The organism is Agreia pratensis, from assembly GCF_900177685.1.
Lineage (GTDB): Bacteria > Actinomycetota > Actinomycetes > Actinomycetales > Microbacteriaceae > Agreia > Agreia pratensis.
In genome coordinates this window covers 287636-304606 of sequence record NZ_FXAY01000003.1, presented here as the reverse complement: position 1 = coordinate 304606, position 16971 = coordinate 287636, and the positions used below count along the sequence as shown (strand labels likewise).

Below are 16971 nucleotides of genomic sequence, written 5' to 3'. Positions count from 1 at the left end.
CAGATCACGCGCGCCGATCGACGAGACGACCGAGCATGGCAAAGAGTAAGGCGGAGACGCTCGCGTGGCTCCGAACCATCTCGGGTGAGCTCGCGACCGCTACGATCAAGCGCCTCGACGCGACGCTGCCCTGGTATGGCGACATGCCACCAGGGCGGCGTAGCGCCGTCGGCCTCGTGGCGCAGGCCGGCATCAAGTCGTTCATCCAGTGGTACGAGGACCCCTCGACAACCACGTGGATCGCGTCGGATGTGTTCGGATCCGCGCCGCGCGAACTCCTTCGCTCGGTGACCCTGCAGCAGACGCTGCAACTGATCCGCGTGGTCGTCGAAGTCGTCGAGGATCGGGTCAAGGGCGCGGATGCCTCGCTACGCGAGGCCATCCTGCTGTACTCACGAGAGATCGCCTTCGCATCGGCCGATGTCTACGCCCGTGCTGCCGAGGCCCGAGGCCTCTGGGACGCGCGCCTCGAGGCTCTCGTGGTCGATTCGATTCTGAGCGGAGAATACGACGACGAGCTTCCCTCCCGCATCGCCGCCTTGGGCTGGCACGGCCATGGCGAGGTGAGTGTCCTCGTCGGAACGACCCCTCGGGTTCTCGACGTCGACCAGCTGCGCCGCACTGCCCGACACCTTCAGGCAGACGTTCTGATCGGGGTGCAGGGCAATCGACTCGTGCTGGTGATCGGTCGGTCGATTCCCGCCCCCGGCAGCGCTACTCCGGCAAGCGAGGCGGCATCGGCTGCGGAGACCGACGAGGCGAACGCCGAGCCCACTCTGAGCTTCATGGATATCGCCCGAGCGCTGGAGCCGGGATTCGGCCCCGGCCATCTCGTTCTCGGACACGAGGTGCCGAGCCTGGTCGACGCATCCAGGAGCGCGAAGGCGGCACTGGCTGGATTCGCTGTGGCTCGCGCCTGGCGCAACGCCCCCCGGCCCACACTCGCCGACGATCTGCTGCCCGAGCGTGCGCTCGCCGGCGACCCGTTGGCGCGCTCGACTCTCGTCAACCGCGTGTACCGTCCACTGCAGGATCAGTCACCGGAGCTCATGGCCACGCTGTGGTGCTACCTCGACAACGGCCGCTCGCTCGAGGCGACGGCTCGAGAGCTCTATGTGCACCCCAACACGGTGCGATATCGCCTCAAGCGCGTGTCTCAGGTCATCGGATGGGACGCCACGGGTGCACGAGAGGCTCTCATCCTGCAGTCGGCGCTCATCCTCGGCACGATGAACGACCACGACGGCGCCGGCACACGACGCTGATGACCCCCTGTACCCTTTCGACAGCAGTTCTCGCCATTGTTGGTGGGAAATGTACACACCTTTGATCTCAACTCTTGGGAGGATGATCTAGTGATCGTCATAGTCTGTCCCGGCCAGGGTTCTCAAACCCCCGGCTTCCTGTCTCCCTGGCTCGATGTGCCGGGCTATCGCGAGCACCTCGACGAGTTGGGAGCTGCCGCAGGCCTCGACCTCGTTGCTCACGGCACGACGAGCGACGCCGACACGATTCGCGACACCGCCGTCGCGCAGCCTCTGATCGTCGCTGCCGGCATCCTGACCCTTCGCGCCTTGCTGGCCGACGGCCGCGTCGATCGCATCGGCGGTATCGCTGGGCACTCGGTCGGCGAGATAACGGCTGCGGCAGGCGCCGGTGTGCTTACAGAGACGGATGCGATGGCTTTCGTTCGTCAGCGCGGGCTCGCGATGGCCGCGGCCGCCGCAGAGACGTCGACCGGCATGAGCGCGGTCGTGGGCGCCGACGAGCAGGAGCTCCTCGCCCGACTCGATTCGCTCGGACTGCAGCCAGCCAACTTCAACGGCGGTGGCCAGATCGTCGTGGCCGGTGCGCCGGATGCTCTCGCTGCCCTCGCCGCGGAACCCCCGGCGAAGGCTCGGGTCATTCCTCTGCAGGTAGCCGGCGCGTTCCACACGCGCTACATGACGCCCGCCGTAGCGACTCTCACCGAGGTCGCCTCGCGACTCGACGCGCACGACCCCACGACCACTCTCTGGACGAATAGGGACGGCAGCGTCGTGACCAGCGGCCGCGAGTTCGTCGATCTGCTTGTCGGTCAGGTCTCGTCACCCGTTCGGTGGGATCTCGACATGGAGGCCTTCGCGAACGCCGGGGTGACCGGAATCATCGAGGTCGCGCCCGCCGGCGCCTTGACCGGCCTCGCCAAGCGCGGCCTGCGCGGTGTGCCCGCAGTCGCGGTCAAGACCCCCGACGACCTCGAGGCGGCCTTCGCGCTGTTCGACGGCGACGCGTGAACCCGACACCCGATTCGACCCATCCGGAGACTCCTATGAAGCATGCCCCGCTCAAGCAGAATCGCGGAAGCGAGTTCACGCGCATCCACAGTGTCGGCGCCGCGCGCGGCGAGAACGTCGTTCCGAACGACGACCTCGTCGGCCCGATCGACTCCTCCGACGAATGGATCAGGCAGCGCACGGGCATCATCGAGCGTCGACGCGCCGGCAAGGACGTGCTCGCTGTCGACCTCGCGACGACGGCCTCCCTCGAGGCCATCCAGCGGGCGGGCATCGATCCGCAGCAGATCGGCGCAGTGATCGTCGCGACTATCAGCAACCCCGTCGTCACGCCGTCGATCTCGTCGCTGCTGGCCGAGCGCGTCGGAGCGAACCCCGCCGCCGCGTACGACATCGAGGCCGCGTGCGCCGGGTACACCTACGGCATCGCCCAGGCCGACTCGCTGATCCGTTCCGGCCTCGCCGAGTACGTGCTCGTCGTCGGCGCTGAGAAGCTCTCCGAGTTCATCGACCCGGCAGACCGGTCCATCTCCTTCCTTCTCGGTGACGGCGCGGGTGCCGCCATCGTGGGCCCCAGCGACTTCGCCGGCATCTCCCCCAGCATCTGGGGTTCCGACGGCTCGAAGTGGGACACGATCTACATGACCGGAACCCACGCGCAGTACCGCGACGGCGAGATAGACGTGTGGCCGACCATGCGCCAAGAAGGCGCCACCGTGTTCCGCTGGGCCGTCTGGGAAATGGCGAAGGTCGCTCAGCGTGCATTGGATGCCGCGGGCATCACGAGCGCGGATCTTGCAGCCTTCATCCCCCATCAGGCGAACATGCGGATCGTCGACGAGTTCGCGAAGCAGCTGAAGCTCCCGGAGTCGGTGGCCATCGCTCGCGACATCGCGACCACGGGAAACACCTCGGCAGCGTCCATCCCTCTCGCAACCCACCGACTGCTGGAGGAGAACCCCGAGCTCTCCGGCGGACTCGCACTGCAGATCGGTTTCGGCGCCGGTCTGGTGTTCGGCGCGCAAGTCGTCGTGCTGCCTTAGTCATCAAGTCGTACCGCCTGACCTAAACTAAGTGACGGTCAATTCAACCCTCAAGGAGAAACACAATGGCATTGTCCACCGAAGAAGTGCTGGCCGGCCTGGCCGAACTCATCAACGACGAGACCGGTATCGCCACCGACACGGTCGAGATGGACAAGTCGTTCACCGACGACCTGGACATCGATTCGATCTCCATGATGACGATCGTCGTCAACGCTGAAGAGAAGTTCGACGTGAAGATCCCCGACGAAGAGGTCAAGAACCTCAAGACCGTCGGAGACGCCGTCACGTTCATCGTCGCGGCACAGGACTAACACTCCCCGCCGCAGCGCAGACGACAGGCCCGGGCATCACGCCCGGGCCCGTCGTCCACGCACCGAATACTGCCCACGATTGACCACGTGCTAGAGAGTTTTTCCATGAGTTCCAAACGAATCGTCGTCACCGGAATCGGTGCGACCTCCCCCCTCGGCGGCAACGCCCGCGACACGTGGGCAGCGCTGCTCTCAGGAGCATCAGGTGCCACCACCCTCGAGCAGGAGTGGGTCGCCAAGTGGGAGATCCCCATCACGTTCGCCGCGCAGGCGAAAGTCCCCTCGAGCGAGGTGCTCGAGCGTATCGAGACCAAGCGCCTCGACCCGTCGAGCCAGTTCGCGCTCACCGCGGCACGGGAGGCCTGGGCTGACGCGGGCTCGCCCGAGGTCGTGCCCGAGCGTTTCGGCGTCGACTGGGCGACGGGAATCGGCGGCGTCTGGACGCTGCTCGACGCCTGGGACACTCTGCGCGAGCGTGGTCCCCGCCGAGTCCTGCCCATGACTGTTCCTATGCTGATGCCCAACGGGCCCGCAGCTGCCATCGAGATGAGTCTGGGCGCGCGTGCCGGCGCCCGCACGGTCGTCTCTGCCTGCGCATCCAGCACCGAGTCGATCGCGAACGCTTACGACCACCTGCAAGCCGGTTATGCAGACATCATCATCGCGGGCGGTTCGGAGGCGGCGATCCACCCTCTTCCCATCGCATCGTTTGCGGCGATGCAGGCCCTCTCCAAGCGCAACGATGACCCGGCCACGGCCTCACGTCCCTACGACGTCACCCGAGACGGCTTCGTGCTGGGTGAAGGCGGAGCGGCCATCGTTCTCGAGACCGAAGAACACGCTCTGGCCCGCGGCGCACGCATCTACGCCGAGGTCGTCGGCGGCGCCGTCACCAGCGACGCGTATCACATCACCGCTCCTGATCCCGAAGGATCGGCCGCGGCCCGCGCGATGATCGCAGCGGTCGAGGGATTCGGGTACTCGCTGTCCGACGTCGCGCACATCAATGCCCACGCGACGTCGACCCCCGTCGGCGATATCGCCGAATTCAAGGCGCTCCGTCACGTGTTCGGTGACTCGCTTGCGGGCATCCCTGTCTCGGCGACCAAGGCATCCACCGGCCACCTTCTCGGTGGCGCCGGCGGAATCGAGGCGATCTTCACAATTCTGGCGCTGCACGAGCGCACGGCACCGCCCACGATCAACCTCACCGAACAAGACCCTGAGATCGATATGGACGTGGTCACTGCCCCGCGCACATTGCCGGACGGCGACCTCGTGGCTATCAGCAACTCATTCGGCTTCGGTGGCCACAACGCGGTCGTGGCCTTCAAAACGGTCTGACGCGCGAACGGTTGTCGTTCGGTCCCTTTGCCTCATCCGACTGTGTCGGTCGAGGCAAGGGGACCGAACTATTTAACCGACGGAGTGGAGCCACACCACGGGCGAGAAGTCGCTCTCGTGGCGGAAGGGTTCCAGCTCGTCGTCCCATGCCTGTCCTAAGGCCAGGCGGAGTTCACGGTGCAGCTCGAGCGCGTCGGTGCCGGCATTCTCCATGGCCGCACGAATGCGGTCCTCCGGTATGACGGTGTTGCCCGCGCTGTCGGTCTGCGCGTAGAAGATGCCGAGGTCGGGGGTGTGGATCCAACGCCCGCCATCAGAGCCGGCGGCGGGATCCTCGGTCACCTCGAAACGAAGGTGCTCCCAGCCTCGAAGTGCGGAGGCGATGGCCGCACCCGTTCCTGCTGGTCCCTCCCAGTAGAACTCTGTGCGTTGGGAACCGCGGAGAACAGGCTGCTCACGCCAGGTGAAATTGACGGCACGACCAATAGCGCGACCTGCGGCCCACTCGACGTGGGGGCAGAGCGCGCGAGGGGCGGAATGAACGAAGATCATTCCGTGTGCGACGGGTGCCACCATTGTTTTCTCCATTTCGTGAGGTACGTCTTCCCCAACGACCTGTGAAATGGAACTGCGGCGGCACTGTTATGAAGTTGTTCTTGCATTATGCACGACCTCGCTGCGTAGTACCAGATGAATTGCCGCACTCGCGCGCGGCGAGCCGACTCTCGGTGCCTACGTGCCTCCGACATACTGAGTAGACAATTATTGCGTTGGAGTGCGTTATGTCGGTGAGGTCGGGAATCCTCGCGGTGTTGAGCCTTGGCCCGGCCTATGGCTCTCAGGTGCACGGCGAGGTCGAAACGCGAATGCACAGGGTCGGTGCCATCAACGTCGGGCAGATCTACTCGACCCTCGACAGACTCCAGTCGCAAGGGTCTGTGGTCAACGACGGCATGACCGGTGACGGGTTGCCCCTCTACACGCTCACCAAGCGGGGTCGCGCTGAGGTCGCCACCTGGCTGACCGAGCCCGACACCCGGGCAGGGTGGACTGATTTCGTGGGCCATGTGCTTCTCGTCGCGTCTCTTCCCGACGCCCCCATCGGCGCGCTCATCGACGCGTATCGACAGCTGCATGAGAGCCGCACTCCTCCGGCCGACAGCATTGACGGACCTCTCGATGAACTGGGGCTCAGAAGCGGCGAGATCCTGTCGACCGCTGCCATCGCGTGGCTCGATGAGGTGCAGGATGTGCTGGCGCGAGTCGACTGCGCGCGTCCGCTTGGCAGCTTTCGTCCCCGACGAGGCCGTCGGCCGCGACGAGAAGATATCTAGGAAGTCCTCTCGGAGCGCACGAAGAGCGAGGCGGGAAGCAACCGGGCCCGTCGGCGCACGGACTGTTCCGCCTCGTCGCTTATGGCTTTCTCGATCGAGACCAGCGCGGCTCTGATCGCTGCCCGCTCGAGTGCTCCGGCAGGCGCCCCGCGACTCTCGGCGAACTGTTCCTGCTCGACAGCCCTGCGCAGCGACTCCACGTCGGCATGTGGTATTCGCCGAAGCGACAGCAGTCGTTGAGCGAACATGGCGGGAGTGTCTCCCCCACTCACCTCGATTCCGAAATCGCGGGCGAAGTCCTGAAGCTCCCACCATGCCCGAGTCGCAGGATTCCCCGAACGTTCGATCGATGTCATCAAGCGTCGCCGTCGCCACATTCTGACGAAAGCCGGGATCAGACCCGCGAGGCACACCCCCGCCGCAACGGCCAAGGCGGTCAACCACCCTCGCGCCTGAGCGAGAGATCGGGTCTCCCCCGCGTTCGACTGCGTTGTAGGGTCTGCTTTCTCTTTAGCTTGCGTCGTGGGAGTCACTTCTGAGGTCTGGGGCGTGGGTGCCTCGGATTGCGCCGACTTCTCGGCAAACGCCGGCAGCGAATAAGCAGGAACCGAGATACCCAGGCCCGGTGTCGGCTCGAACGGCAGCCAACCGATGCCCTCGAAATACAACTCAGGCCAGGAGTGCAGCTGATCCGTCAGTACCTCGTATTGCGGTTCGCCGTCGACATAGCTAGACGCGGCCGAACTCGGAAAGTAGCCAATTGCGATGCGCGACGGTATTCCGAGTACGCGCGCCATCGTGGCCATCGACGCGGCGAAATGTACGCAATAGCCGCTCTTCACTTCGAGGAAGGCCGCCAGCGCTTCGGCATTGCTGCCGTCGAATGATTCTTCCACGGGCGTATCGACCGAGTAGGTGAACTTGCCCGACGTGAAGTAGGACTGCAGAGCGACCGCACGGTCGTAGTTCGTCGTGGCACCGGCGGTGACGTTGTTGGCGACGTCGGACACGATCGCCGGCAGATCGGGAGGGAGCTGCAGCAGAGGGCTCAGTTCGGTCGGCACTGTCGTTCCCGCCGACGCCAACTGCTCCGCCGAGGGAGTGAGTGCAAGACTCTCTACCGAGTAGTCATCTCCCCTGCTGTCGTTGCGGCTGTCGGGAAGAGTGACAACGCCCGTCTCAGGGTCAGCAGTCCAGCCTTGACCGGCGTTGCTGAGCGTGGTCGCCGGGTACGGAAGGGGCAACCATTCGCTCCTCAACCCCTCGATCGACACCTCGGTGTTCACCGTCGAGCGCTCTACATCGTCGGCCAAGCCGCTAGGACGGGACAGCTGCTCGAACAACCCATCGGAGTTCTCACTCGGCTGCCACGATCCGGTCGAGAAGTCTGTCAGGTCGACCATCTTGAGATAAAGCGGCTTGTCGGCCGTTGTCGAATAGCGGAGCGAAACGATGGGAGTCGTTCGTCGGAGATCGCGTCCGAGCTGGATCACGGGGTCGATGCCAGCGCCATAGACAGACGGCAGGCTTCCGGTATTTCGTGAATCGGCGAAGGCTTGAGCGGTCAGCCCAGGTGTAGCAGACGGAATGATGAGTGCACACGCGACGGCCGCGGCTCCCAGGGCCAACGCTGTAGCAGGGGCACGTCCGGCGCGGCTCGCGCTACGGTGCTGCGACCTCGTACTCCCGTCGACTCTCGCGGCAATCCACAGCAACAGGAGGAACGAAGCCGTCGTCGCGATGAACCGAACGACGTCGACATCACGCGCCTGAACAGCCGAGGGCATCGCGAAGAGCACCAGCGCAAGAAGCCCGACGAAGGCAGGAAACCGAGCGATGATGGCCGCGTCTGCAACGACGGCAACAAGCCCGCAGGCCATGCAGATCAATTGGATGAGCGACGCGACAGGGTCTGCCGGGATCGTCTGTACTTGAATCTGGCCCCCAGCATCGATGAAGCCCGCCACGAGTGTGTCGATGGTCGCCGGTGTGGGAATGATGCCGGCGATCGCCGTGCCGGGTGCGAAAAACCATTGGCTGGCGAGGACCCACACCATGAAGGCCGCAACCACTCCCAGCGCCGGTCGCAAGCCGCTGGCCCGAACGACCCAGGATGCGGCGATGCACGCGGTGGACATGGCCATCGCTGCAAACCACCAGTCGGCGCCCTGGATGATCGGCGCCAAGCCCGCGAGCGGTATCCCGATCGTCATCAGGGTGGCAAGCGAGACCATCCACGAGCCGCGTTGCCGTTGGCGACGGTCGGTTCGTGTGCGGGTGGTCATCGGGCGATCCTCGCGGTGTCTGGTTCCCAGACTGATGACGGTGTGTCCATGGGCGAGACAAGTCGAGTCGTCCATCCGGACTGTGTGAGACGTTCACACAGTTGCTGTGCCCACTCAGGTGCGGATTCGGCAGAGACCTTCGGCGCATCGTGAACGACGAATGCCAGTGCCGACGAACTCGCCGATGCTGCCCGTGTCAGCGCGTCGAGCGATTGATCATCGATATCTCCCAGCACCGCGAAAAGAGGAGGAAGCTCACCCGACACCCGTCCGGCATCCGCGACGATGTCGCTAACGGCAAGCGGCGGATGCTCGGGGCCGAGTCGAGCGTGAGCGCCCCGGAGAAGCAGCTCGTCCGGTCCGTCGGATGCACGCTCATTCGAATGCGGTGGTGCAGGATCGTGTGATTCGACGAACACCGTGCGGTAGCCCTCATGAAGGAGATGTAGGCCTATCGAGACCGCCATTGACACCGCCCACTCGAACGTGTCCGACTGTGCCTTGTCGGATCGCCCACGCCGGATATGCACGAAACTGTCGAGACGATTGTCGAGCACGACGACCGCCTCGTGATCGCTGTGCTGGTCGTCCTGTCTCACCATGAGTTCCGAGTGCCGCGCCGTCGCTGGCCAGTGCACTCGTCGGATACTGTCACCGGTCTGATACTTGCGCGCGATCACGTCTTGTTCGCCGCTCGCGGAGGGGCGTCGAGATTGCATCGCCTGTCCGTCGCCGCTCGGGAGCCGGAACGACCCCCGAGAGAGAGTCTCTACTTCGGGCGTGACCGTGATGCTATCGGTTGCGCCCACCGAGAATCGTCGCGTGGCAAGACCGAAAGGGTCGCCGAACCTGACCCAGAACGGACCCACAGAGTGCACACCCCGTCGCGGGGACTCGATCAGGTATCGCACGGTCGTCACTCGTGGTCTGTCTGTCTCGAGTGCGCGGAACGAGGGCAACGCGGGGAGGGTGGCGACAGAGCTGCGCTTCAGAGGTGCGACCGCGTCGTCGTACCAGAGCGCCGCCGGGGTCGGTGCGAAGCCCCAGTTCTGAATGGAGAGAATGACCTCGCAATCGGTGCCCGCGCTGGCTGTCTCCGGCGAGAACCGCCGCACGACGGTGAGCTTAGGCCGGCGCGCGGCGACGAGCGCGAACGACAGCAGGGGCAGTGTCAATGAGGCGGAGGCAGCGAATGCAATTTCTCGTTGGCCCAGAATCGGCGCGAGAACGAAGAGAACGACAGACGCTGCCAGGAATCCCCAGCCCCGCAGAGTGAGAGTCGGCAACCGCGTGCCTCGGTGAAGAAGGTGCGTGCGAGCTGACATCGGTCAGAGAGACCGCGCCGCGACGAGCGGTACCGGCGTCGCCTGCACGATCCTCGTGAGGATCTCCTCGATCGCATCGACCCCACTGCGGTGGTCGCTCACCGATTTGCGGGTGGGAACGATGCGGTGCCCCAGCACGGGGATCACCAGTGCGTCGATATCGTCGGGAAGAACGAAATCGCGCCCTTCGAGCGCAGCGGCGACCTTCGCCGCGCGAACGAGATGCAGCGTGGCACGAGGGCTGACTCCCAGGCGAACTTCTGGATCACGCCGAGTCGCCTGCGCGATGTTCACGACATACTGTTCGACTGCCCGAGAGACGAACACTTCGCGGGCGCAGCGAGTCATCGCCTGAAGCTCCTCACGGTCGACAACGGCTTCGATGTCGTCGAGCGGGCTCTGCAGCTCACGGTTGTGCAGCATGGCGAGTTCAGCTTCGGCATCGGGGTAGCCCATCGAGATCCGAGCCATGAATCGGTCGCGTTGGGCCTCGGGCAAAGCGAAGGTCCCCTCCATCTCGATGGGGTTCTGTGTCGCGACGACGCTGAAGGGCGTCTCGAGAAGATGGGTCACGCCGTCGACAGAAACCTGTCTCTCCTCCATGCATTCGAGGAGGGCCGACTGCGTTTTCGGCGAAGCCCTGTTGATCTCGTCGGCGATGACGATGTTGGCGAATACGGCGCCCGGCTTGAACTCGAACCGATTGGCCTGCTGATTGAAGATGGAGACGCCCGTCACATCTGAGGGCAGCAGGTCGGGAGTGAACTGGATACGACTGACCGATGCGCTGACCGAGCGGGCTAGAGCCTTCGCCAGGGTGGTCTTGCCGACACCGGGAACATCTTCGACGAGCAGGTGCCCTTCAGCCAGAAGAACGATCAGCGACAACGTGGCGACGTCGGTCTTACCATTGATGACCGCTTCGAGGTTGCCCATGATCGCACGAGAAAGCCGATCGAACTCGTCGAGATCGATATCGGGGGCGGCGGCACGTGAGCGGGACTGGGTGATCGAATCGGGCAACAGGAAACTCCCTCGTTTCGCTCGATTCTAACCGCCGAAATCGAGTGATCCGTCCTGACTGCCGCGAATCAGCGCTCGTGTTACGAGCGGTGAGCCGGATGCCCGATGCTCAGGTACTTAGCGCCCTCGTCCGGGTCTGTGAGCCATTCGGTGAACAACATCACCATGTCGTCTCGAATCTGCACTTCACCGAGATCGGGATGGTCGATAAGCGCGGTCGTCACAAGTCCCTCTTCGACCGGAAAGTAACTCGACGCACCTCGCCTGTAGGCGGCCTGGGCTGCCTGCAGATGCACCGCGAACGACGGGCCGTAGTCTTCTCCATCTCGGAAGACACCCTGTGCCCACGCCACGAGATCGAAGTCGGTCTTGGCATCCCACGGGCAATTGCGGAGGGTCTTGTCGCTGTCTGAGAAGTAGCGGTACTTCAGCTCGCCATCGATGACCCAGTAGTTCGCATTGGCGATGCCGATGCCGATGGTGAGACTCGGCGTCTCGGGGTCGAGAAGTCTGTAGGTGCTGATGTAGGTCACGGATGCCGGCATCGGTGATTGCAGAGCACGGGGAATCGGTGCGGGGATGCGAATCTCGAACGAACTGAACACGAGGCTCCTCCCCGGCGCGTGGCTGAATTTGACTCTAACGCTTGCACTGCACTTGCGAAAACCTGAGCGGCGCGCCGTGACTTAAGGGGTAGGGCGTGTGGGACTTGAACCCACGACCGACGGATTATGAGTCCGCTGCTCTAACCGGCTGAGCTAACGCCCCTCGCGGCATCTGATTCTGATGATCTCAGGCCGGATGCCGACTCACCACATTACCGCTATTCGTGCGAAGCACTCGGCGAGACGATGAGCGGGTCTGTGACGACCTCACCTCGGTAGAGCTTCTCGAATGTGGTGAGTGTGCGCTGGATGTCGTGGACTGCGATGAGCCGAAGCGAAGCATTCTTGAACGCGTCGAGCTCGTCTTGCGGCAGCGTGAGGATATCGGCGAGGCGGTCGGCCATCTGCTGGGCGTCACCGGGAGCGAACAGGTGTCCGTTCTCGCCGTCGTGAACAAGATGCGGCAAGGCCATCGCGTCGGCCGCGACAACCGGCAGGCCAGACGCCATCGCTTCCATCGTCGCGATGCTCTGCAACTCGGCGATCGAGGGCATGGCGAACACGGTGGCGCGCGTGTAGGCATCCCGCAGTTCCTGCTCGGTGACGTATCCGGTGAAAGTGACCCTGTCGGCGATGCCGAGCGTGACGGCCATCGCTTCGAGGGTCTTCTTCAGATCGCCGCCACCGACGATCTCGAGCTGTGCGTCGAGGTCGGAAGGAAGCAGGGTCATCGCCTTCAGGAGGACATCGATCTGCTTCTCGCCCGTGACGCGCCCGACGAACAGGATGCGGTTCTTCGGGCGAACGGTGAAATCGGGCGTGTAGTTGTCGGCGTTGATTCCACACGAGATCGCGTAGACGTTGCTGAGCCCTGTGGACTTCTCCAGGAATTCCGCAGCTCGTCTTGTGGGGGTCGTGATCGCGCTGGCCCGTCCGAAGGTGCGCTTCGCCGCCTTCCATGCGAGCCCGACGGCCCAGTCCTGCCATGACTTGGGCAGCAGCGTGAACTCCAGCAGGTTCTCGGGCATGAAGTGGTTGGTGCCGACGATGCGGATGTTGCGTTTCTCGGCTTCGATCGACAGCCCACGTCCTACGACGATGTGCGACTGGAAGTGGACCACGTCTGGTTTGACAGCGTCGAGGATCTTCGCGCTGTTCTGGTTGATCACCCAGGGCAGCGCGAACCGCAGCCAGTCATGCGGGTACCAACGCCAGCTGCGCAGTCGATGCACCGTGATGTCGTGACCGTCGTAGGTCTCGGTCCAGGTGCCATGCTTTTTCGACGCTGCCGGTGCGACGACGTGCACGTCGTGACCTCGCGAGGCCATACCCGAAGCCAGACGTTCGGAGAATCGGGCCGATCCGTTCACATCGGGAGAGAAAGTGTCGGCACCGATCACGATACGCAGGCGATGCTCGGAGGAAGCCGTCGACGGCACCTCCGCCGAGGCGGGACGTGGGTCGGAGGAATCTGACACGAAATGAACCTTCTGTTGGGAGATAGGGAAAAAGCGGGCGACCGAAAGGCGCTAAGAGGACAAACTACCTTAGCGTTCGATTTGCGGGTGGTATCGGGCCAGGCCGAAGACTCCGACGATGGCGATGAGGCCGGTGATGACGTAACCGATCATCGCCCACCACGGCGCCTGGGCGGCCTCACCGAGCACGATGATGCCGATTCCCACGGCGATGAGTGGATCGACGACGGTGAGGCCGGCGACCACGAGGTCGGGTGGCCCAGACGAATAGGCCGTCTGCACGAAATACCCGCCGAGTGCGAACGCGGCGACCAGCCCGGCCACGCAGATCAGCGTGAGCCATTCGAAGTCGCCCTGCTGGAAGCGCTTGATCACGACTTTGGCGAGCGTGGCGACGAAGCCGTAGAGCACACCCGCACCGATGATGTAACCGATCGCGCGCACCTTGCGACGGAACACGATGAAACCCGCGCCGAAGACCAACAGAACGACGGCCAGGATCACGAGGATCACGGTGAGTTGCACCTCCGTGATCGGGCGATCCCGAGCGGTGAACGCCGCAAGCACGACGAAGAGGAAGACGCCTCCCACGCAGAGCACGATCGACAGAATCGACTTGCGGTCGAGATTGACCTTGCTGAGTCTGGCGTTGAGGAAAGCCGTCATCACGAGGGCGACGACTCCGAGAGGCTGCACGACGATGATCGGTGAGAAGCCGAGGCTCGTGAGCTGGAATACGACGGCGAGCCCGAGCATCAGAGTGCCGAAGACCCACGAGGGACGCGAGAGTAGAGACCAGAGTTGCGCGAGATTCAGGCCGCTCGAACCGGAGAGATTGGTGTTCGCCTCGACCTTGGCGACACCGCGAGATTGGAACTGTGCGCCCAGGCTCAAGAAGACCGCGCCGACGATCGCAATAGGAATTCCGATGAACTGAGCCGGATCGAGAGCGAACTGGTCCTGAATGTCGGTGAGTTCGGGAGGCACCCCCCGAGATTACCCTGACGATCGCGCCGATAGGCTTAGCGAATGGCTGTTCTCCCGATTCGTATCTCCGGAGATCCCGTTCTCCACTCCCCCGCATCTGATGTCACCGTCTTCGATGACACCCTGCGTCAACTGGTCGCCGATATGTTCGAGACGATGGATGCCGCGCCCGGCGTCGGTCTGGCAGGGCCGCAAGTCGGTGTGCCACTCCGGCTCTTCACCTACGGGTGGACCGATGACTACGACGTGGAACACCGAGGTGTCGCGATCAACCCGGTTCTGCTCATCAGCCCGCCGCCCGTCGTCGAGAGCGACGAGGACTCGGACGCCGAGGGCTGTCTCTCGTTCCCCGGTGAGCGCTTTCCTCTCGTGCGGTCGGCAGATGCGCTGTTGCGTGCCGTCGACCTCGACCAGAAGCCATTCGAAATAGCGGCCTCGGGTTGGCTCGCCCGCATCTTCCAACACGAATTCGACCACCTCAACGGCATCCTCTACGTCGACCGTCTCGAGTTCATCTATGGTCGGCGCGCGGCCAAGATCGCCCGAAAGCGAGGCTGGACCGAGCCCGGCAGCAGCTGGATGCCCGGGGTCGACGACCTCGACGCGTAACCGAGCCGACGAGTCGGTTCAGTACGACGATGCTTCGCGGAGCTCGACGACGGCCGCCCGCTTGTAGAGTCTCGAGCTTCGAACGGTGAAAAGAACACCGAGCACGGTCGGCACCGTGAGCATCAGTACGAGGGCGATGATCCGGCCGAGGATCTCGGCTCCATTGACCTGGCCGCTGAAGCGTGTTGCGATCATCGAACCGGCGAGCGATCCGAGAAGCACGAGGAGGACGACGACCCAGGCGATGATGGCGGCGGCCATGAAGCCTCGCGCTCGCCGCCGCAGCATGATCGGATTCTCGAACACGGTCGGCGCGGAGGGATCACTCATCGTTCCATTTTATGACCGATCGGGAACGAAAAAAGGCCACCAGGGGTGGAGCCCGTGGTGGCCTTTTCGCTCCCCGACTTGGACTCGAACCAAGAACCTGCCGGTTAACAGCCGGCTGCTCTGCCAATTGAGCTATCGAGGATTGCTGGAAACAGCGTAGTTACACTATCACCTATTCGGCGATGCCTTTGTCACGCTCATCGACCTCCATCAGTATCCCACAACTGGATCGACCACTCCGTCAAAACCCCCGTGACCGAGGAACGCGCGCGTGTTGTTCGACACCCTCCGCGCGAGAAGAGGGCGTGTCATGGCGGGCGTGTCAGCACTGTGCGGCGTGATGATGATGTTCCGGGCGATCCACAGCGGATGCCCATCAGGAAGCGGTTCAGGGTCGGTCACGTCGACGCCGGCGCCGGCGATGCTGTCGGTCTGAAGCGCGTCGACGAGGGCGTCTGTGACGATGAGACCGCCACGGCCGATATTGACCACGACGGCCGAATTCTTCATCTGCTCGAACTGCCTGCCACCGATGAGCCCGCGCGTGTCGTCGGTGAGAGCGGCAGCGAGTACGACGACGTCGGCTGTCGGCAGCACGGCATCGAGATCGTTCGTCGACACGGTTGCTGATGCGCCGTCGACCGGCTCGCTGCCTCGCCGAACGACAGTGATGGTGACATCGAACGCACTGAGAAGGCGGATGAGCTCGATTGCGATTCCGCCGGCTCCCACGATCACGACGTGCAGACCGTAGAGCGACGTGCCCACAGTGCCGTCGCCCCATGATCTCGCGGATAGACGCAGAGGAAGACGGCGCAGCAGTGCCAGAACGAGCATGAGAGCGTGCTCTGCCACAGGTTGGGCGAAGGCTCCCTTGGCGCTGGTGACGGTCAACGTCGGCCGCGCAGAGCTCTTCAGGGTCTCGGCAAAAGCATCGACTCCCGCGTAGGGCAACTGCACCCAGCTGAGTTGCGGATTCTCGGAGAGCACCTCCCCGAATCGCTCTGATCCTTTCGGATCGAGCCAGATCAGCCCGCGGGTCCGCGCCGACAGCGCAGCGACCTGGCCTCCCGCCGATTCGACCGCATCGACGAACAGCTGCACCGGCTCAGGTAGAACCGCGATGGGTCCAGGAACGGGACGAGCGTCGTCAGCGGGGACGTATGCCGCCGTTGCGAGGATCTCGCGGTGTTGCTCGGAACTCACCGAGGATCGCCCGACACGGTGCGAGCGAGGCCCTGCACATAGGGGTGGTGGGGGTCGTCCAGCACCTCGTCGATCGTTCCCAGCCCCACGACCATGCCTTCGTGCAGCACCGCGATCCTGTCGACGGACCGACGAAGCACGTCGAGGTCGTGGCTGATGATGATGGCGCTGGCTCCTCTATCACGCTGCAGAGAGGCGATGACATCGACCACCTGACCGCGAACGGAGACATCGATGCCGGCGGTCGGCTCGTCGGCGACGAGGAAGACGGGATCCATGACCAGAGCTCGAGCAACCGCTACCCGCTGACGCTGACCGCTGGAAAGCTCGTGCGGCAGCATATTGAGCATGCCGACCGGCAGCAGGAGACTGTCGAGGAGGGTCGCCGCTCGCAGTCCGGCGTCGTTGGCGTCGTAGTGCTTGTCGCGCAGAAAGAGCGGCTCGGCGATGATCTCGGCGACCGTCATATTCGAGGTCAATGTCGATCCGGCATCTTGTGCGAGATGGCCGATACCGAACGTGAACCTCGAGAGTTTACGGCCTCGAGTGCGTTTGAGATCGTAGCCGAGCACCGAGAGCGCCCCACCGACGATTCGCGGTGCACCGTCACGGGACGGCGCCATGGCAGCGGCACCGGAGATCACCGACGCGATCGTCGACTTGCCCGACCCGCTCGACCCCACCAGACCGATGATTTCGCCTGGTTCGACATTCAGCGTGAATCCCTTGACCGCGGTATGCGCGGAACTGACGCTGTGTGCCGGATATTCGATCGTGACGTCAGACGCCGTCATTATCCGTTCGCTCATGGA

17 protein-coding genes and 2 tRNA genes are annotated in these 16971 nt (G+C 63.9%); 7 read left to right on the top strand and 12 right to left on the bottom strand.

Annotated elements, in window-relative coordinates:
• Positions 1-35: 35 nt before the first annotated feature.
• From B9Y86_RS11045 to B9Y86_RS11025, 5 genes are all read left to right on the top strand, one after another.
• The gene (locus tag B9Y86_RS11045) at positions 36-1265 is read left to right on the top strand and encodes a PucR family transcriptional regulator (protein ID WP_085485936.1); all 1230 of its coding nucleotides are present in this window, start codon (positions 36-38) and stop codon (positions 1263-1265) included.
• A 90-nt stretch (positions 1266-1355) separates the two neighbouring features.
• Positions 1356-2276, top strand: coding sequence for an ACP S-malonyltransferase (locus B9Y86_RS11040; RefSeq protein ID WP_085485934.1), 921 nt, complete (start codon positions 1356-1358; stop codon positions 2274-2276).
• A gap of 35 nt (positions 2277-2311) precedes the next feature.
• Positions 2312-3319, top strand: coding sequence for a beta-ketoacyl-ACP synthase III (locus B9Y86_RS11035; protein WP_085485931.1), 1008 nt, complete (start codon positions 2312-2314; stop codon positions 3317-3319).
• 65 nt (positions 3320-3384) lie between these two features.
• Positions 3385-3633: an acyl carrier protein gene (locus B9Y86_RS11030; protein WP_044438497.1), complete on the top strand. Its 249-nt coding sequence runs from the start codon at positions 3385-3387 to the stop codon at positions 3631-3633.
• Positions 3634-3738: 105 nt separating this feature from the next.
• On the top strand, positions 3739-4977 hold the full coding sequence (locus B9Y86_RS11025) for a beta-ketoacyl-[acyl-carrier-protein] synthase family protein (protein ID WP_085485929.1): 1239 nt from the start codon (positions 3739-3741) through the stop codon (positions 4975-4977).
• A 72-nt stretch (positions 4978-5049) separates the two neighbouring features.
• Here the strand turns inward: B9Y86_RS11025 and B9Y86_RS11020 are convergent, their stop codons facing one another.
• Positions 5050-5553, bottom strand: coding sequence for a DUF3145 domain-containing protein (locus tag B9Y86_RS11020; RefSeq protein ID WP_085485927.1), 504 nt, complete (start codon positions 5551-5553; stop codon positions 5050-5052).
• Positions 5554-5759: 206 nt separating this feature from the next.
• Here B9Y86_RS11020 and B9Y86_RS11015 point away from each other — a divergent pair, with 206 nt between their 5' ends.
• Positions 5760-6311: a PadR family transcriptional regulator gene (locus B9Y86_RS11015; protein WP_085485925.1), complete on the top strand. Its 552-nt coding sequence runs from the start codon at positions 5760-5762 to the stop codon at positions 6309-6311.
• Here the strand turns inward: B9Y86_RS11015 and B9Y86_RS11010 are convergent.
• From B9Y86_RS11010 to B9Y86_RS10980, 7 genes are all read right to left on the bottom strand, one after another.
• Entirely contained in the window at positions 6308-8596 is a 2289-nt protein-coding gene (locus B9Y86_RS11010; protein WP_176223340.1) for a transglutaminase TgpA family protein, read from the bottom strand. The genes B9Y86_RS11015 and B9Y86_RS11010 overlap by 4 nt on opposite strands.
• Positions 8593-9882, bottom strand: a complete 1290-nt coding sequence (locus B9Y86_RS11005) for a DUF58 domain-containing protein (protein WP_176223339.1) — start codon at positions 9880-9882, stop codon at positions 8593-8595. Before B9Y86_RS11005 ends, B9Y86_RS11010 begins: the two co-directional genes overlap by 4 nt.
• Before the next feature lie 42 nt (positions 9883-9924).
• Positions 9925-10857, bottom strand: a complete 933-nt coding sequence (locus B9Y86_RS11000; RefSeq protein ID WP_085486357.1) for an AAA family ATPase — start codon at positions 10855-10857, stop codon at positions 9925-9927.
• 167 nt (positions 10858-11024) lie between these two features.
• A complete protein-coding gene (locus B9Y86_RS10995; protein ID WP_085485919.1) occupies positions 11025-11549 on the bottom strand; it encodes a hypothetical protein in 525 nt (174 codons plus the stop codon).
• Positions 11550-11638: 89 nt separating this feature from the next.
• Positions 11639-11712, bottom strand: a tRNA-Ile gene (locus tag B9Y86_RS10990).
• A gap of 55 nt (positions 11713-11767) precedes the next feature.
• Positions 11768-13027 carry a glycosyltransferase gene (locus tag B9Y86_RS10985; protein ID WP_425319472.1) on the bottom strand — a complete coding sequence of 420 codons (1260 nt, stop codon included), beginning with the start codon at positions 13025-13027 and terminating at the stop codon, positions 11768-11770.
• 69 nt (positions 13028-13096) lie between these two features.
• Positions 13097-14014 (bottom strand): DMT family transporter, encoded by a 918-nt coding sequence (locus B9Y86_RS10980; RefSeq protein ID WP_085485917.1) that lies wholly within the window; start codon positions 14012-14014, stop codon positions 13097-13099.
• A 42-nt stretch (positions 14015-14056) separates the two neighbouring features.
• On the opposite strand from B9Y86_RS10980, the gene def reads away from it, so the two are divergent.
• Positions 14057-14623: a peptide deformylase gene (gene def, locus B9Y86_RS10975; RefSeq protein WP_085485915.1), complete on the top strand. Its 567-nt coding sequence runs from the start codon at positions 14057-14059 to the stop codon at positions 14621-14623.
• Positions 14624-14641: 18 nt separating this feature from the next.
• On the opposite strand, the gene B9Y86_RS10970 is transcribed toward def, so the two are convergent.
• The 4 genes from B9Y86_RS10970 to B9Y86_RS10955 all read right to left on the bottom strand — a co-directional run bounded on the left by B9Y86_RS10970 (position 14642) and on the right by B9Y86_RS10955 (position 16968).
• Positions 14642-14953, bottom strand: a complete 312-nt coding sequence (locus B9Y86_RS10970; protein ID WP_085485913.1) for a hypothetical protein — start codon at positions 14951-14953, stop codon at positions 14642-14644.
• A 69-nt stretch (positions 14954-15022) separates the two neighbouring features.
• A tRNA-Asn gene (locus B9Y86_RS10965) sits at positions 15023-15095 on the bottom strand.
• Positions 15096-15163: 68 nt separating this feature from the next.
• Positions 15164-16159, bottom strand: a complete 996-nt coding sequence (locus B9Y86_RS10960) for a D-isomer specific 2-hydroxyacid dehydrogenase family protein (protein WP_085485911.1) — start codon at positions 16157-16159, stop codon at positions 15164-15166.
• A complete protein-coding gene (locus B9Y86_RS10955) occupies positions 16156-16968 on the bottom strand; it encodes an ATP-binding cassette domain-containing protein (protein ID WP_085485909.1) in 813 nt (270 codons plus the stop codon). The genes B9Y86_RS10960 and B9Y86_RS10955 overlap by 4 nt, the downstream gene beginning before the upstream one ends.
• Positions 16969-16971: the final 3 nt, after the last annotated feature.

Bases quoted from the DNA above. Each gene is read 5' to 3' on its own strand.
- B9Y86_RS11045 (WP_085485936.1), top strand. From the start codon at position 36: ATGGCAAAGAGTAAGGCGGAGACGCTCGCGTGGCTCCGAACCATCTCG.
- B9Y86_RS11035 (WP_085485931.1), top strand. From the start codon at position 2,312: ATGAAGCATGCCCCGCTCAAGCAGAATCGCGGAAGCGAGTTCACGCGC.
- B9Y86_RS11030 (WP_044438497.1), top strand. From the start codon at position 3,385: ATGGCATTGTCCACCGAAGAAGTGCTGGCCGGCCTGGCCGAACTCATC.
- B9Y86_RS11025 (WP_085485929.1), top strand. From the start codon at position 3,739: ATGAGTTCCAAACGAATCGTCGTCACCGGAATCGGTGCGACCTCCCCC.
- B9Y86_RS11020 (WP_085485927.1), bottom strand. From the start codon at position 5,553: ATGGTGGCACCCGTCGCACACGGAATGATCTTCGTTCATTCCGCCCCT.
- B9Y86_RS11015 (WP_085485925.1), top strand. From the start codon at position 5,760: ATGTCGGTGAGGTCGGGAATCCTCGCGGTGTTGAGCCTTGGCCCGGCC.
- B9Y86_RS11010 (WP_176223340.1), bottom strand. From the start codon at position 8,596: ATGACCACCCGCACACGAACCGACCGTCGCCAACGGCAACGCGGCTCG.
- B9Y86_RS11000 (WP_085486357.1), bottom strand. From the start codon at position 10,857: ATGGGCAACCTCGAAGCGGTCATCAATGGTAAGACCGACGTCGCCACG.
- def (WP_085485915.1), top strand. From the start codon at position 14,057: ATGGCTGTTCTCCCGATTCGTATCTCCGGAGATCCCGTTCTCCACTCC.
- B9Y86_RS10970 (WP_085485913.1), bottom strand. From the start codon at position 14,953: ATGAGTGATCCCTCCGCGCCGACCGTGTTCGAGAATCCGATCATGCTG.
- B9Y86_RS10955 (WP_085485909.1), bottom strand. From the start codon at position 16,968: ATGAGCGAACGGATAATGACGGCGTCTGACGTCACGATCGAATATCCG.